Here is a 15,917-nt window from a genome sequence, read left to right on the forward strand (position 1 = left end):
ACGCGCATGACGATTTCTCTTGCTGACTGGAAAGGCGTGCCGCCGCCCTCGACCACTCTGATCGAAGGCCGCTTCATCCGCCTGGAAAAACTCGACCCGGCGCGTCACGGCGACGACCTGTTCACCGCCCTGCAAGGCCCAGGCGCCGACCCGAAACTCTGGGACTATTTGCCTTACGGCCCGTTTCCGGAGCGCGCCGCTTTCAATGACTGGCTGAACAACCACGCCGCCCACAGCGATCCGTATTTCTTCAGCGTCATCGACCGCGCCAGCGGCCAGGTCCAAGGCATCCTCAGCCTGATGTCGATCGTCCCGGCCCAGGGCCGCATCGAAATCGGCCACGTCACCTTCGGCGCGCCGATGCAACGCTCGCCGAAAAGCACCGAGGCGGTCTACCTGCTGGCCAAGGAATCCTTCGCCCTCGGCTACCGCCGCCTCGAATGGAAATGCAACAACGGCAACGCCCGCTCCAAATACGCGGCCGAGCGGTTGGGTTTCAGCTTCGAAGGCGTGTTCCGCCAGCACATGGTGGTCAAGGGCCAGAACCGAGACACCGCGTGGTACTCGATTCTGGACTCGGAATGGCCCGCGATTGCGGCCGGGTTCGAGCGCTGGTTGAGCGACGAGAATCAGACGGCTGAGGGGCAGGAGAAAGGGTTGGTTGAGTGCCGCGCTTAAAGCTCAATCGAAATAAAGTATGTTGCGTTGCGGGTTCAGTTGTTATCGCGTCGAACCCGCACCACACCCATCTTCAGCCCGAACGGGCGAAACACGGCGTTCAGCGATTTAAGCGTCTGATTACCCTCTCCATGTTCGATGTGCACCAGCGTACGCACCGAAATCTTGCACATCCTCGCAAACTGGGTCTGATGTAACCCGGTCACCTCCACGCGCAAGCGGCGAACGGCTTCACCGATTTCTACGGTTCCTTGAGCCAGTGCTTCCTGAATGCTTTCGATGAGCACGGTGCGCTCGGCAACGGTCATGCTCATTTCAAATCCCACTCTTTCAATCGTTGCTCCAGGTTTTTCAGGTGAACGCCCGGATGATTCATGGTTCGGTCAGGCAAACCGCCGGCACTCAAAATGTCCGGCAACTCGGCCAGGCACTGCGCGTCTTCACGCAATCGCTCGAAAGATTCCGGCGCGTCGGACAACGCTGCCAATGGATCATCAGGATCGGAAATGTCCGCCAATGCGCGACAAACACCTCGCCAATCGACATCACCCGCCCTCTCCAGCTCTTTTGGCCATTTGGTCGTGCGAGTTACACCTTCGTCATCCATAACCATGGGAGCCAAGTCATAAATGGGGGCCAGACGATACGAGTCCACATCACGAATGATTGCAGTGTTGCGACCGTGATTATCCGAGTTGCCAAGAATTTTGTTGATCAGGTCCCGGCGTAAATAGTCCGCCACCAGCGCCGGAATCTGATCCGCTTGCCCCGCATTGCGCCAGAGCTTGGCGAGCATGCGAATGACATCCATATGATTCATGGCGCTTCCCGGCGTCGTCACCTCGGCCAGCGAGTAGATCGACTCCACGGCAAAACGCTCTACACCTTGCTCTGTCACCTGACGATCAAAACGCTGCATCCACAAGCTGGGCTTGTTCGCTTCCTCTAACGCCAGACCTTCCGCTGCGACGGTTTCGATACCAAGCGCCTGAAGCGCCTGGTAGTAGTGGAACTCGCTGCGAAGGATGTCTTGATCGGTTTGACCGCCTTTATTCCGGGCGAATTTCACAAACCAATGCTGGCGGACGTTTTCATCATCCAGCACTGCATCGGGGTACAAAAGACCGGCACGATCCTCAGCCAGAAGAATCTTGGGCGCTTCGCCTCCGGCCCCTGTCGCACCACCAATCGCAGCCCCCATTTCGTAGGCGTACTCAAGAAACCGGTGGTCACGGCTGACGACATCCTGGCGCTGAAACCCGATGGGTTTGCGCTCATCGACAGCCTCGGCTGATTCTTTTATTCGCATGTTGCCGATCGGAGCCGGAGTGCAGCGTCCGAGCAGATAAAGATCGGCACTGATGTCAGCAGGTTTCTCTTGTCCCAGACGCGCTAGAAGAAACCTTTTAGCGGCGCCTGCCGGTGCAATGTCATGCACGAAGGCAGGCGTGATGGCTCGCCGGCCTTCCCAATCCAGCGGGAACAACGCACTCACGGCCTTGGAAAACGGAGAGCCAATGGCCTCAATATTTTCAACCAGATATGCCGTCTCGTAACCAAAGCTGCAACGGCTTTCGAAGCCTTTTTCGGGCGAGTCGAAACTCAACACCATCGCGTCGTGCCATTTGCCGGCGTCGAATATCTGCAGTGTCAGGTTGTGCATGCGGTCATCACCTGCAATTAAATGCATTTCGACAAATAATTCGTCGGTCTAAACTGCAATATAGTGCATTCATGAAGAAAGATGAGGCATTCTATCTGCAGTAAAGTGCAGATAAAGCATCTGAACTTCGTGATAAACGCAAAATAATGCAGATGCAGCCGAGTTCGGCACGGACATCATTCTGTAAAAACCCTCCGCTATACAGAACGCCCTCGCTTATAACAAAAAGGACGTTCTCACCATGTCGTTCCCGCCTCAGCGCCTGTCACTCGCTACCGCCCTGTTGATCGCCACCAGCGCCGCCCACGGCAAGACCGTGCAGATCGACACCGCCACCACCGCGTCGCAGACATTGGGCGGCAACGACACGCTGACGATTTCGGCGCCGGGCAGCATTACCAACAGCGGCAAGGCCGTGAGCCTCAAGGATGGCACCAGCGGTGTCGGCGTGATCATCGACAACGCCGGCAAGATTATCTCCACCGGTGGCCGGGCCATCGACAGCAGTGGCGACCTGACCCAGGCGCGCAATTACGCCATCTACAACCGCAGCGGTGGACAGATTCTCGGCTCCAACGACGCGATTCGCATCGACAGCAACTTCGTCAGCGGCAGCCTGTTGATCGACAACAGCGGCACCATTCGCTCGACCACCGGCCAGGGGCTGGATCTGGATGCGTTGCGCAGCAACGGAGTGAAAACCACCATCATCAACCGCGCGGGCGGGCTGATTCGCGGCGACGCCAGCGACGGCATGAAGACCGGCGCCAACGCGACCATCAGCAACTATGGCGAGATCTCGACCGGTGATTCGCACAACGCCGACCAGAAGTTCGACGGCATCGATATCGACACCGCGACCGGTGTCAGCGTGACCAACTACGGCGTGATTTCCGGCGGCCGGCATGGCATCACCACCGACCTCGGGGCGACGCTGGTCAACTACGGGCAGATCACCGGGCGCAACGGCTCCGGTTTCGGTTCTGACGGCGACGGCACGGTGATCAACCACGGCACCATCACTGGTGCGTATTCCGGGTTGCAGCCCAACGGCGACGGTGACGGCGTGGACATCGACAAGATCGCCCACATCGAAAACTACGGCACCATTCAAGGCGTCGGCGCCGGCGGTGTGGACAAGGGTGGTTTCGCCAATGGCAGTGAAGGTATCGCCCTCGGCGGCGGTTACATTCTCAACGCCAAGAGTTCCCTGATCAGCGGTGCCAACAGCGCCATTCTGGTGGACGACGGCAGCGGCGGTTCGGGACTGGCGGCCACCACGCTGGAAAACTACGGCACCATTCAAGGGCTCGACGGTTTCGGCGTGAAGTTCGTCGGTGAGTTCATCGACAACGTGATCAACGGCGGCACGATCAGCGGCAGCAACGGCCTGGCGCTGGACCTGGGCGGTGGCAACGACAGCCTGACACTGCGCAACGGCAGTCGTTTTGTCGGCGTGGTCGATGGTGGCACCGGTTACGACCGGGTAGTGATGGACGACGCGGCGGGCGGCAGCTTCGATGCCAGCCGTAACTTTGAATGGCTGGAGGTCAAGCAAGGCGCCTGGACCCTCACCGGCAGCGGCGATTTCAGCGACGGCGGTGCCGTACGCAACGGCGCCACACTGATCAACCAGGGCGGTATCGCCGGCAACCTGACCGTCGATGCCGGCGGTGTGTATGCCGGCGGCGGCTCGGTGGGCAACCTCAACGTGAATGGCACGTTGCGCACTGACACCCGGCTCGGTACCGCAACCATCGTGCACGACTTGAACATGGGCAGCGCATCCACCCTCGCCTATGGCGTCAACGCCGATGGCAGCAGCGCGCCGGTCCAGGTCGGCGGCACGGCCAACCTCAACGGCGCGACGCTGGCGGTCAATCCCGGCAGCGGCACCTATCCATGGCAGAGCCATTACACGGTGCTGCAGGCTGCGCGGGTCAACGGCACGTTCGGCGCGGTCACCAGCGACTACGCGTTCCTCACGCCGACCCTCGCTTACACGCCTACGCAGGTCGACCTGACCTACACCCGCAATGACGTGGCGTTCAATGAGTTCGCCGCCACCGGCAACGGTAGCAACGCCGCCAATAGCTTGGCTTCGATCGGCAAGAACAATGCGCTGTACAACGCCTTGCTCAACACCACTCAAAGCAGTGCAGGCGCGGCCATCGAGCAACTGGCCGGCGCCAGCAATGCCAACCTGACCAGCGCCACCCTCGGCGCCAGCAGCCAGGTCGGTAGCAGCATGCTCTCGGCGATGCAACAGATGGGTGGCAGTCCCGGCTTGATGGTCGGCCTCGATCAGCGTGACACACCAATCCTCGCCGCCAACGGCGTACCAGCCGAAGCGCGAAACCTGAATGATCCCAATGCTCAGGGCCGGCTCTGGCTGCAAGCCATCGGCGGCTACGGCAAGCTCGATGGCGAACATGGCAATGGCAGTCTGGAACAACGTACCAAGGGCAGCGTACTCGGTGCCGACTGGGCGCTGAATCCGCAATGGCGACTGGGCGTGCTCGGTGGTTATTCGAAGACCGATCTGGACGCCACCGGCGTCGATGGCAATGTCGAAAGCTGGCACGCCGGGGTCTATGCCCAGCATCAAAACGGCCCGATAGCCTTGCGTCTGGGCGCGGCCTACAGCGGTCATCAGGGCGAGAGCAAACGCACGGTCGCGTTCAACGGTTTCAGTGACCGCCCCAAAGGCGATTACGACGCCAACAGCCAGCAAGCCTTCGCCGAACTCGGCTACGCCATGGGCAGCGGGCGGCTCAGCGCCGAACCGTTCGCCAGCCTCGGCTACCAGCGCTATCACCGCGACCGCTATCAGGAAAAGGGTGGCGCGGCGGCGTTGCAGGTCGACAGCCAGACCCAGGACAACTTCAGCAGTACCTTCGGCGTACGCCTGGCGCACCTCAGCTCGCTGGACAATGGCATGAGTCTGACCCCGCGGATGGCCGCTGGCTGGAAGCACACGTACGGCGATGTCAGCAGCTCGACCCGTCAGGCGTTTGTGGTCGGCGGCACGGCGTTCAGCGTCGATGGCAGCTCACTGGATCGTGACAGTCTGGTGCTGGAAGCGGGGCTGGATCTGGGCGTTTCTGCGCGGCATACGCTGGGGTTGGGTTACAGCGGCGAGATTGGCAGCAACAGCCGTAATCACGGGTTGATCGGGCAGTGGCAGATGAGCTTTTGAGATTTCGCCAATCCGGATTTCAGCGGGAGTTGTAGGTAAAAGCGTCTGGTCGATCGGGAAATCATGGCGGGTTCACAACCCGTCAGCGATGGGCTACAGAAACGGACGCAATTACCTGCATCCGGCTCGGAATTGCCCGGCATCGGCGCACCGGCATCAACTTTTAGAGTTTGGCCTCATCCTTCGATAGGTCGAACTGAATGCCCATTCAACACACATACAAGCTCAAACATCTTGTCCTGGCGGTTGCGCTGGCAATTGGTTGCGTAGAGTTTTCGTTGGCAGAACAGTCGGAGCCCGAGGCGCCCGTCGTGAAAGAGGTGAAACCCAAGAACTCGCGCAAGCCTAAGGAGAAACCTGCTCCGCTCGGTCTCACTGAAGAAACACCGCGTGAAGAAAGGACCGTTCCACCTCTAGAAACAAGCCCCGTCAGCACTGAGGTTCCGGCAGTACCCGCTCGTACATCCGATGACATTCAACCCAAGAAAGTCGCCACGACAAAAAGCGGCAGCGCGCTCGAAAAAAGCATCGGAAAACCAGCGCCCTCATCGGAACCGGTTCTGGCCGAAACGCCCGCAACTCAACAAACCCAAGTGGTTGACCAGCCACTGTCATCGGATTCCCCTCCACCTCCAGGCAATGCAGCCATCGCAGCCCTGCAAGCTACCGACGAGGCCACAGCCGCCCTCGCCTACGATCAACTCGCTGGCGGCAGCAACGCCAACCTCGCCAAGGCAACCCTGAGCAGCGTCACGCCGGTCAGCGCCAGCCTGCTGTCGGCCATGCATCAACTCGATAACATTCACGACACCCAACGAAACTCACCGCGCCATGCGGCCGGCAACGCAGACACCGGCAGGGTCTGGCTGCAAGCCCTCGGACATGGCGGGAAACTGGATCGCGATGTGGAACCCATGCAGCACTCCACCAAAGGACTGCTGCTCGGCGCGGACTGGCGCCTCGACGAAGAATGGCGTCTGGGCTTGATGGGCGGCACCTCCGACACGCGCATGGACAGCGAGGAGCTGGACGGCAATCTCGACAGTTGGCACCTGGGCGCTTATGCCTTGCGCCAAACGGGTCCGTTATCACTTCGGCTCGGCGCAACCTGGAGCAGCCATGAAGGCAGCACCCGCCGCGAAGTCGCGTTCGGTCGCTTCAATGACCGGCCCAAGGGCGACTACCACGCCAGCACCCAGCAAGCGTTCATCGAGTCGGGATACAATCTGGGTCGGGCCAACGTCAGCATCGAACCCTTCGCCAGCCTCGGCTATCAACGCTACCAGCGAGACGGCTACACCGAGAAAGGCGGCGCGGCGGCGCTCAGGGTGGATGATCAATCCCAAGGCAACTTCAACACCACCGTCGGCCTGCGAATGGCGAAAGTCAGCACGCTGAATAACGGCATGCGCCTAACACCACGATTCAGCGCCGGGTGGAAACACGTTTATGGCGAAACCTACACCAGCACCCGCCAACGTCTGGCCACCGGCGGCCATGACTACACCGTTTACGGCGCAGAGCTGGATCGCAACAGCCTGACGCTGGACACCGGGCTTGATCTGGCCGTCTCGTCCAGCCACACACTCGGTGTTGGGTTGTCGGGTGAGATCGGCACCGACAGTCGCAACCATGGCGTATCGGGCCAGTGGCGAATGGCGTTCTGAGCCCCGGTCGGGCGCTGCCGCTCACTGCGGCAGCGCCTGAAAGGCAAAAAAAAGGGGAGCACATGCCCCCCCGAGGTTTAAAGCGTTGTATCGAGGCCGTTATCTCAGCCTTCGATCTCGATCAGGATTTCGCCCGGGTTCACCCGGTCGCCCTTGGCAACGTGAATGGCGGTGACCTTGCCGGCAATCGCGGCCTGGACTTCGGTTTCCATTTTCATCGCTTCGGTGATCAGCACGGCCTGGCCCGCCTTCACGGTGTCGCCTTCCTTGACCAGCACATCGACGATGTTGCCCGGCATGGTGGTGCTGACGTGACCTGGTGCCGAAGCTTGCTTGCGCTTGCTGCTGCCGCCGCCGACGAATTCGTTGAGCGGCTCGAACACCACTTCTTCCGGCATGCCGTCGATGGACAGGTAGAAGTGACGCTTGCCTTCGGCCTTCACGCCGACACCGGTGATGTCCACGCGGTAGGTTTCGCCGTGAACGTCGATGACGAACTCGGTTGGCACGCCTTCGCCGCCGGCCGAGGCAACCTTGCCTGCTTCCGGGATCGGCAGCAGCACTTCCGGGGTGAGGGTGCCGGCGGCACGCTCTTCGAGGAATTTGCGGCCGATGTCCGGGAACATGGCGAAGGTCAGCACGTCTTCTTCGGACTTGGCCAGTGCGCCGATATCGGCACGCAGCTTGGTCATTTCCGGCTTGAGCAGATCGGCCGGACGAACGTCGATCACTTCTTCGCTGCCGATGGCCTGACGACGGAGTTTTTCGTTCACGGTGCCCGGCGCCTTGCCGTAGCCGCCTTGCAAGTAGAGCTTCACTTCGTTGGTGATGGTCTTGTAACGCTCGCCGGCCAGCACGTTGAAGAACGCCTGGGTGCCGACGATCTGCGAAGTCGGGGTCACCAGTGGAGGGAAACCGAGGTCTTCGCGCACACGCGGGATCTCTGCCAGCACTTCGTTCATGCGGTTCAGCGCGCCCTGCTCTTTCAACTGGTTGGCCAGGTTGGAAATCATCCCGCCCGGTACCTGGTTGACTTGAACACGGGTGTCGACGGCGGTGAATTCGCTTTCGAACTGGTGGTACTTCTTGCGCACGGCGTAGAAGTACAGGCCGATTTCCTGCAGCAGTTCCAGGTTCAGGCCCGTGTCGAACTCACTGCCCTTGAGGGCTGCGACCATCGACTCGGTGCCCGGGTGGCTGGTGCCCCAGGCGAAGCTGGAGATCGCGGTGTCGATGTGGTCGGCACCGTTTTCGATGGCCTTCAACTGGCACATCGCGGCCAGACCGGCGGTGTCGTGGGAGTGGATGAACACCGGCAGCGATTGCTCGGCCTTGAGGGCTTTGACCAGTTCACCGGTGGCGTACGGGGTCAGCAGGCCGGCCATGTCCTTGATCGCCACCGAGTCGCAACCCATGGCTTCCATTTGCTTGGCCTGGGCGACGAACGCGTCGATGGTGTGCACCGGGCTGGTGGTGTAGGCGATGGTGCCCTGGGCATGTTTGCCGGCGGCCTTCACCGCTTCAATCGCCACGCGCAGGTTACGCACGTCGTTCATCGCGTCGAAGATGCGGAACACGTCGATGCCGTTGACCGCGGCCTTGGCGACGAACGCCTTGACCACGTCATCGCTGTAATGACGGTAGCCCAGCAGGTTCTGCCCGCGCAGGAGCATTTGCAGACGAGTGTTGGGCAGCGCAGCGCGCAGTTGGCGCAGGCGCTCCCACGGGTCTTCTTTCAGGAAGCGCACACAGGCGTCGAAGGTCGCGCCGCCCCAGACTTCCAGCGACCAGTAGCCGACCTTGTCCAGCTTGTCGCAGATCGGCAGCATGTCTTCGGTGCGCATGCGGGTGGCGAGCAGCGATTGGTGGGCGTCGCGCAGGATGGTGTCGGTTACGAAAATCTTTTTAGTCATTGTTCTATTCCTCACAGGCCTGCGTGGGCGGCGATGGCGGCGGCGATGGCCAGGGCCAGCTCTTCGGGTTTGCGCTTGATCGAGTAGTTGGTCAGTTCAGGATGGCTTTCAACGAAGCTGGTATTGAACTGGCCGCTACGGAATTCCGGGTTGCGCAGGATTTCCTGGTAGTAAGCGGCGGTGGTCTTGACCCCTTGCAGACGCATGTCGTCGAGGGCGCGCAGACCACGATCCATCGCCTCTTCCCAGGTCAGTGCCCATACAACCAGTTTCAGGCACATCGAGTCGTAGAACGGCGGAATGGTATAGCCGGTGTAGATCGCCGTGTCGGTGCGAACGCCCGGACCGCCGGGGGCGTAGTAGCGCGTGATCTTGCCGAAGCTTGGCAGGAAGTTGTTCTTCGGATCTTCAGCGTTGATCCGGAATTGCAGGGCAAAACCGCGATGCTGGATGTCTTCCTGTTTCACCGACAACGGCAGGCCGGAAGCGATGCGGATCTGTTCGCGGACGATGTCGATCCCGGTGATTTCTTCGGTGATGGTGTGTTCCACCTGCACCCGGGTGTTCATCTCCATGAAGTACACCTCGCCCTCGGCGAGCAGGAACTCCACGGTGCCGGCGTTCTCGTAACCCACGGCCTTGGCCGCACGCACCGACAGGTCGCCGATGTAGGCGCGCTGCTCCGGGGTCAGTTGCGGGCTCGGGGCGATTTCGATCAGCTTCTGGTTGCGACGCTGGATCGAGCAGTCACGCTCGAACAGGTGCACCACGTTGCCGAAGCTGTCGCCAAGGATCTGCGCTTCGATGTGCTTCGGATTGACGATGCATTTTTCCAGGAACACTTCCGCCGAACCGAAGGCCTTGGTGGCTTCGGAAATGACCCGGGGGAAATTCTGTTCGAGTTCTTCGCGGCTGTTGCAGCGACGGATACCGCGACCGCCACCACCGGAGGTGGCCTTGAGCATGACCGGGTAACCGATGCGATCGCCTTCGGCCAAAGCCTCGGCAATGTCTGCTACGTTGCCTTCGGTGCCCGGTGTGACCGGTACGCCAGCCTTGATCATGCTGCGGCGCGCTTCGGTCTTGTCGCCCATGCGGCGGATGACTTCCGCCGACGGGCCAATGAATTTGATACCACGTTCGGCGCAGATGTCTGCCAGCTCGGCGTTTTCCGAAAGGAAACCGTAGCCGGGGTGCAACGCATCGCAGCCGGTTTCCACGGCCAGGTTCACCAGCTTGCGCGGGTTCAGGTAACCGGCCAGCGGCTCGGCACCAATGCTGTGGGCCTCGTCCGCACGCTTCACATGCAAGGCATGCCGGTCGGCGTCGGAAAAAATCGCAACCGAGCGAATGCCCATCTCGGCGCACGCACGCACGATTCGTACGGCAATCTCACCACGGTTGGCGATCAGGATCTTTGTTATCACTTGGAGGTTCCCTTGAGCCGGTGGTACCCACGACCTGCTAGACCCAGGTCGACGCGTGACCAAATGTTTCAATCTGGTCGCGCCTTCACACTAGCGCCCACAAGGGATTAACAAAAATGAATAAAAATTGGGTCAGGCATAAGTAAAGACTTATAGTCATTGCATCATCCACCGGCCAGAGCCTGTAGAAAATGCGTAAGTCCTTGATGCGTATGACATTGCGTCAATTGCAGATCTTCAACGAAGTGTGTGATTTGCGCTCCTACAGCCGGGCAGCCGAGGAAATGTCTCTCACACAACCGGCCGTCAGCCTACAGATTCGTCAGCTGGAAGAGCTGATCGGGCAGCCGTTGTTCGATTACGTCGGCAAAAAACTCTACATGACCGAGGCGGCCGAAGCACTCCAGCGCGCCAGTCGCGACATCTTCGGCCGGCTGGAAAACCTCGACATGCAGCTGTCGGACATGCAGGGCTCGCTGCAGGGCCAGTTGAAACTGGCGGTGGAATCCAGCGCCAAATACTTCGTGCCGCACCTGTTTGCGGCGTTCAAACACCAGCACCCGGAAGTGAACCTGCAACTGACAGTGGTCAACCGCGGCCAGGTGATCCGCCGTCTCTCCGACAACCGTGACGATCTGGTGATCATGTCAATGGTGCCGCAGGACATGGGCCTGGAGTTCCTCCCCTTCCTCAATAACCCGATCGTGGCGGCCGCGCGACCGGACCATCCGCTGGCACACATGGGGCCGCTGCGTTTGCAGGATCTGGAGCCTTACACGCTACTGATTCGTGAACCCGGCTCGGGAACGCGACTGGCTTGCGAGGAGTACTTCAAGGAGAAGCGCGTGCACTTCACCCAGACCCAGGAGGTGGCGTCGGCGGAAGCTCAGCGTGAGTGCGTATTGGCGGGTCTGGGCCTGGCACTGTTGACGCGCCACGCCCTGAACCTGGAGCTGGCGACCGGCGGCCTGGTGGAGCTGCCGGTCGAAGAGTTGCCGCTGTTGCGCAGTTGGTGCCTGGTGCAAGCCAAAGCCAAACGGTTGTCACCGGTGGCCCACGCCTTCCTGGCGTTTATCCGCAGCGAACGGGTGCAGATCAGCGCGCTGGTTGAGCGCTTCGACGGGAAGCTGAAGGCGCTGCCTGCCAGTGATTGATGTCCTCGGGAAAATCGCCGATTTCAGCCTGAAGCTGGCGGAGTTCGAAGCGATCTTCGATAGCGCGGCGAAATTCCATGCGGCGCTGGTCTTCCTGCTGACGACGGGTTTTCGCGGCGCTGTTGCGTTCTTCGTAAGGCTGAGCCATTTCGAGTCTCCCAAGGCGATTACGGGAGTTTCACGATAGGCGCGAGGGATGACGGTTTGGCTGCGTCGGGGTTACAGGCAGATGAAGATTGCCTTCACCCCATGACCATCAGTCATCCAGCGCTTTCACCGATTTTGGCGACAAGCGCAAGCTGCGCAGGCTGCGTTTGACGCTCTTGAGGTGATTGACCAGGCTCGGCCCCCGCGCCATGGCCACGCCCATCGCCAACACGTCGATCACCACCAGGTGGGCGATACGCGAGGTCAGCGGCGTATAGATTTCGGTGTCTTCATGAACATCGATCGCCAGGTTGACGGTCGACAGCTCGGCCAGCGGCGTCTGGCTCGGGCACAAGGTGATCAGCGATGCACCGCTCTCGCGCACGAGGTTGGCGGTGATCAGCAGGTCCTTGGAACGGCCGGACTGGGAAATGCAGATCGCCACGTCGGTCGGCTTCAGCGTCACCGCCGACATCGCCTGCATGTGCGGGTCGGAATACGCCGCAGCGGTCAACAGCAAACGGAAGAACTTGTGCTGCGCATCCGCCGCCACTGCGCCCGACGCACCAAAACCGTAGAACTCTACGCGCTGGGCCTGGGACATCAGCGTCACCGCTCGCTGCAATTCCAGCGGATCGAGTTTCTCGCGAACCTCCATCAGCGTGTGCAGGGTGGTGTCGAAGATCTTCAGGCTGTAGTCGGCGACAGAATCGTCTTCATGGATCGCGAACTGACCGAAACTGGCGCCGGCCGCGAGGCTTTGCGCGAGTTTGAGTTTCAGATCCTGGAAACCGGAGCAACCGATGGCGCGACAGAAGCGCACGATGGTCGGCTCACTGATGCCGACGCTGTGGGCCAGGTCGGCCATGGAACTGTGCATCACTGCCGCAGGGTCAAGCAGCACGTGGTCGGCGACCTTGAGCTCCGACTTGCGTAACAGGTGACGTGACTGGGCGATGTGTTGCAGCAGATTCAAGGGGCTGGACTCTTGTTATGGAAAGATGTGCTTTGGCCAGATGCCAAGGATGTAGCAAGCTTGTAGTTATACTACATGAATCCGCATTTTGCCTGCTCAATGCGTAACTGGATCGCCCCGGATCAGGCGACATGCGCTGCATGTAGCCCTTTACCGGGGAGTTTCCTGCTGGCGCAACAACCCGGCCAGACCGGCAGCCTCCACCGGACGGCTGATCAGATAGCCCTGCACCTCGTCGCAGCCTTCGGCCTTCAAGAACTCAAGCTGCTCCGGCCGTTCGACGCCTTCGGCCACCACTTTCAAAGACAAGCCATGGGCCATGGCGATGATCGCGCGAGTGATCGCCGCGTCCTCGCTGCCCTCGCCCAAGCCACGGATAAAGGCCTGATCGATCTTCACGTAATCCACCGGAATCCGTTTCAGATAGCTCAGCGACGAATAGCCGGTGCCGAAATCGTCGATCGCCAGCTTCACCCCCAGATCCCGCAATTGCTGGAACGTGGCGATGATGTGTTCGACGCTGTCGAGCAGTTGGCTTTCGGTCAGTTCCAGCTCGAGGTAGTGCGGCGCCAGCCCGGTTTCCTCCAGCACTTGTCGCACCAGGCTGACCAGTTTTCCCTGGCGCAGCTGATGCACCGACAGGTTCACTGAAACCCGGATCGGTGCCAGCCCCTGACGCTGCCATTCGCAGGCCTGCCAACAGGCCTGACGCAGCACGAACTCGCCAATCGGACCAATCAACCCCGTCTCTTCAGCCAGACCGATAAAGTCCCCCGGCGGCACTCGACCCATGGTCGGGTGATCCCAGCGCACCAGCGCTTCGGCCGCGTTTAGACGGCCAGTCGCCAGACACAGTTTCGGCTGGTAGAACACGTTCAGTTGCTGGTCTTCGATGGCTTTGCGCAACTGGTTTTCCAGCTGCAAACGCTCCAGCGTGCTGGCTTGCAGGCTGTCGGTGTAGAACTGGAAGTTGTTGCCGCCCAGATGCTTGGCATGTTGCATGGCCATGTTCGACTGGCTGACCAGCGCGGAAATCTCCCGGGCGTTGTCCGGCAACATGCTGATGCCCATCGAGGCGCTGACCACCAGTTCATGCCCCTCTACCGTCAGTGGCAGGCGCAGTTTGGCCGACAGCCGCGTGGCGACCCGCGCCAGGCTCGAAAGGTTGCCATAGGCATCGAACAACACCGCGAACTCGTCGCCGGACAACCGGGCAATCGTGTCGGCTTCGGGCAAGGCACTGACGAGGCGTCGGGACATCCTTTGCAGCAACTGGTCGGCAATTTCATGACCCAGGCTGTCGTTGAGCAGCTTGAAGCGATCCAGATTGATGTGCAGCAGCGCCAGACTCCGGCGCCCGCCCTGCCGTACGCGCTGATGCGCTTCGTGCAGGCGTTCGCGAAACAGCGAGCGATTCGCCAAGCCAGTGAGTTCGTCGTAGTGGGTCAGGTAACGCATGCGTTCTTCGGATTCGCGGCGCGCCGACAGATCGGCGAAGAAGCCGACGATATGACTCACATTTCCTCGACTGTCGCGCACCGCATTCAGTTGCAGCCATTGCGGATACAATTCGCCGTTCTTGCGGGTCTCCACCAGTTCGCCCTGCCAACTGCCGTGCTGCTCCAGCGCGTGGCGGATGGCGACGTAATGTCGGCGGGCATCGCGACTGCACGGCAGTTCAACGACGTTGCGCCCGAGCATGTCGTCGATGTCGTAACCGGTGACCCGGCTGAAGGCCTGATTGATGGCGATCAGCGAATAATTCGGGTCGAGGATCACAATACCTTCGCTGGCGGCCTCGAATACCGTGGCCGCCAATTGCTGCTGGGCTTCCAGACTTTTGCTGACACTGATGTCGCGCCGGGTGCCGACCATGCGGATCACCCGCCCGCTATCGTCGCGCTCCACCGCACGCCCCCGGTCTTCGATCCAGACCCAGTGCCCGTCGCCATGGCGCACGCGGTACTCGATCTGATAATCCTCGGTGCGCCCCTTCAGGTGCTCGATCAACGCTCGCTTGAGGGCCGGCACGTCTTCCGGGTGCAAGCGTGGCCGCAGGTGCCTGAGCAGCCCGGTGACGTATTCCGGGTCAATGCCGAACAGCTCCTGAATCTGCGTGTGGTGAACCTCATCGGTCTGCAGGTTCCAGTCCCATAGCCCCAGCTCACTGGCCTTCAACGCCAGCGCCAGGCGCGCTTCGCTTTTGCTCAGGGCCTGATTGGCGGCGTCCAGTTCACGGCTGCGCTGGGCCACGCGATCCTCGAGTTCGACCTGGGCTTCGCGCAATTTGCCCTCGGCGCAGCGGCGGTGCTCGATTTCTTTCGCCAACTCCTGATTGAGCTGTTCACTGCGCGATTGCGCCTGTTGCAGATGCTCGATCAGGTGCTGATTCTGGAAGCGGCGCAACAAGCCGCGATCGATCAGCCGGTTGACCTGCCACGCCACCACGCTCAGGGAGCCAAGCAGAATCAGTCCGAGCCAGCCCCAGCCCCGCGCCTGTTCGTCACCGCCCCAGAACAGATAGCCGATGGCCGGCAGCAGGCACGGCAAGGTAAAGGAAAGAAAGGCCGGGATGCTCACGGCGTAAGCCACGCTGGCCGACAGGGTCGCGGCGCCGATCAGGCCGAACACCCAGGCTTGCTGCATGAAGTTGTCGGCAGGGACCAACGCGATACCGGCGCCGGCCAGGGTCAGGCCGGTCATGGTCGAACCGAGCAGGAACATCCGCCCCCAGATCGGCTGGGCCTGGCGATCGGGAATCGCCGAATCGAAGGCCGCGACCTGAATCACCCGAAGCGCCACCAGCGACAGCAGCCACACCAGCCAGACGCTGACCACGAAGTAACGCTGCGGGCTCCAGAGCAGACCGGCGCAGACCAGACCATTGATCAACATGAACAGGGTGGGCAACAGCGAACCCTGATAAAGAAGGCGCGTGCGCTCGACCGCCATCTGGGTGGCGTAATGCTTGCGGATCACCCGGGGTTCCACAGAGGGGCCCGACAGGTCGAAGCTGAGGGTCATAGGCAACGTTCTTGTTCTTATAAGTGTGAGCATGCGCCCGGAAACGTGGACGGAGCATACACAAGCCCA

11 protein-coding genes are annotated in these 15,917 nt (G+C 60.9%); 4 read left to right on the forward strand and 7 right to left on the reverse strand.

Going from position 1 to position 15,917, the window contains the following annotated elements; translation table 11 throughout:
* Positions 1–6 precede the first annotated feature (6 nt).
* Positions 7–678, forward strand: a complete 672-nt coding sequence (locus tag AC07VV_RS10840) for a GNAT family N-acetyltransferase (protein WP_495036210.1) — start codon at positions 7–9, stop codon at positions 676–678.
* Positions 679–713: 35 nt separating this feature from the next.
* On the opposite strand, the gene AC07VV_RS10845 is transcribed toward AC07VV_RS10840, so the two are convergent.
* Positions 714–992 (reverse strand): helix-turn-helix domain-containing protein, encoded by a 279-nt coding sequence (locus tag AC07VV_RS10845; RefSeq protein ID WP_096817132.1) that lies wholly within the window; start codon positions 990–992, stop codon positions 714–716.
* The gene (locus tag AC07VV_RS10850) at positions 989–2,341 is read right to left on the reverse strand and encodes a HipA domain-containing protein (RefSeq protein ID WP_495036211.1); all 1,353 of its coding nucleotides are present in this window, start codon (positions 2,339–2,341) and stop codon (positions 989–991) included. The genes AC07VV_RS10845 and AC07VV_RS10850 overlap by 4 nt, the downstream gene beginning before the upstream one ends.
* 241 nt (positions 2,342–2,582) lie before the next feature.
* Here AC07VV_RS10850 and AC07VV_RS10855 point away from each other — a divergent pair, with 241 nt between their 5' ends.
* Positions 2,583–5,540 (forward strand): autotransporter outer membrane beta-barrel domain-containing protein, encoded by a 2,958-nt coding sequence (locus AC07VV_RS10855; protein ID WP_495036212.1) that lies wholly within the window; start codon positions 2,583–2,585, stop codon positions 5,538–5,540.
* Between the two features lie 593 nt (positions 5,541–6,133).
* The gene (locus AC07VV_RS10860) at positions 6,134–7,207 is read left to right on the forward strand and encodes an autotransporter outer membrane beta-barrel domain-containing protein (RefSeq protein ID WP_495036213.1); all 1,074 of its coding nucleotides are present in this window, start codon (positions 6,134–6,136) and stop codon (positions 7,205–7,207) included.
* A gap of 104 nt (positions 7,208–7,311) precedes the next feature.
* Here AC07VV_RS10860 and oadA read toward each other — a convergent pair whose 3' ends face one another.
* On the reverse strand, positions 7,312–9,120 hold the full coding sequence (gene oadA / locus AC07VV_RS10865; protein WP_096817122.1) for a sodium-extruding oxaloacetate decarboxylase subunit alpha: 1,809 nt from the start codon (positions 9,118–9,120) through the stop codon (positions 7,312–7,314).
* Between the two features lie 11 nt (positions 9,121–9,131).
* Entirely contained in the window at positions 9,132–10,547 is a 1,416-nt protein-coding gene (locus tag AC07VV_RS10870; protein WP_249483185.1) for an acetyl-CoA carboxylase biotin carboxylase subunit, read from the reverse strand.
* Positions 10,548–10,738: 191 nt separating this feature from the next.
* On the opposite strand from AC07VV_RS10870, the gene AC07VV_RS10875 reads away from it, so the two are divergent.
* Positions 10,739–11,701 (forward strand): LysR family transcriptional regulator, encoded by a 963-nt coding sequence (locus tag AC07VV_RS10875; protein WP_495036214.1) that lies wholly within the window; start codon positions 10,739–10,741, stop codon positions 11,699–11,701.
* Here AC07VV_RS10875 and AC07VV_RS10880 read toward each other — a convergent pair.
* From AC07VV_RS10880 to AC07VV_RS10890, 3 genes are all read right to left on the reverse strand, one after another.
* Positions 11,643–11,849 (reverse strand): PA3496 family putative envelope integrity protein, encoded by a 207-nt coding sequence (locus AC07VV_RS10880; RefSeq protein ID WP_096817116.1) that lies wholly within the window; start codon positions 11,847–11,849, stop codon positions 11,643–11,645. The two genes, AC07VV_RS10875 and AC07VV_RS10880, sit on opposite strands and share 59 nt — an antisense overlap.
* 108 nt (positions 11,850–11,957) lie before the next feature.
* On the reverse strand, positions 11,958–12,824 hold the full coding sequence (gene hexR / locus AC07VV_RS10885) for a transcriptional regulator HexR (protein ID WP_007954250.1): 867 nt from the start codon (positions 12,822–12,824) through the stop codon (positions 11,958–11,960).
* Between the two features lie 150 nt (positions 12,825–12,974).
* Complete coding sequence (locus tag AC07VV_RS10890) at positions 12,975–15,848, reverse strand: putative bifunctional diguanylate cyclase/phosphodiesterase (RefSeq protein ID WP_495036215.1); 2,874 nt, start codon at positions 15,846–15,848, stop codon at positions 12,975–12,977.
* Between the last annotated feature and the right edge of the window lie 69 nt (positions 15,849–15,917).

The sequence above is a fragment of the Pseudomonas sp. GW821-FHT02C04 genome (assembly GCF_059421845.1).

Bases quoted from the DNA above. Each gene is read 5' to 3' on its own strand.
- AC07VV_RS10850 (WP_495036211.1), bottom strand. From the start codon at position 2,341: ATGCACAACCTGACACTGCAGATATTCGACGCCGGCAAATGGCACGAC.
- oadA (WP_096817122.1), bottom strand. From the start codon at position 9,120: ATGACTAAAAAGATTTTCGTAACCGACACCATCCTGCGCGACGCCCAC.
- AC07VV_RS10855 (WP_495036212.1), top strand. From the start codon at position 2,583: ATGTCGTTCCCGCCTCAGCGCCTGTCACTCGCTACCGCCCTGTTGATC.
- AC07VV_RS10880 (WP_096817116.1), bottom strand. From the start codon at position 11,849: ATGGCTCAGCCTTACGAAGAACGCAACAGCGCCGCGAAAACCCGTCGT.
- AC07VV_RS10845 (WP_096817132.1), bottom strand. From the start codon at position 992: ATGAGCATGACCGTTGCCGAGCGCACCGTGCTCATCGAAAGCATTCAG.
- AC07VV_RS10875 (WP_495036214.1), top strand. From the start codon at position 10,739: ATGCGTAAGTCCTTGATGCGTATGACATTGCGTCAATTGCAGATCTTC.
- AC07VV_RS10890 (WP_495036215.1), bottom strand. From the start codon at position 15,848: ATGACCCTCAGCTTCGACCTGTCGGGCCCCTCTGTGGAACCCCGGGTG.
- AC07VV_RS10840 (WP_495036210.1), top strand. From the start codon at position 7: ATGACGATTTCTCTTGCTGACTGGAAAGGCGTGCCGCCGCCCTCGACC.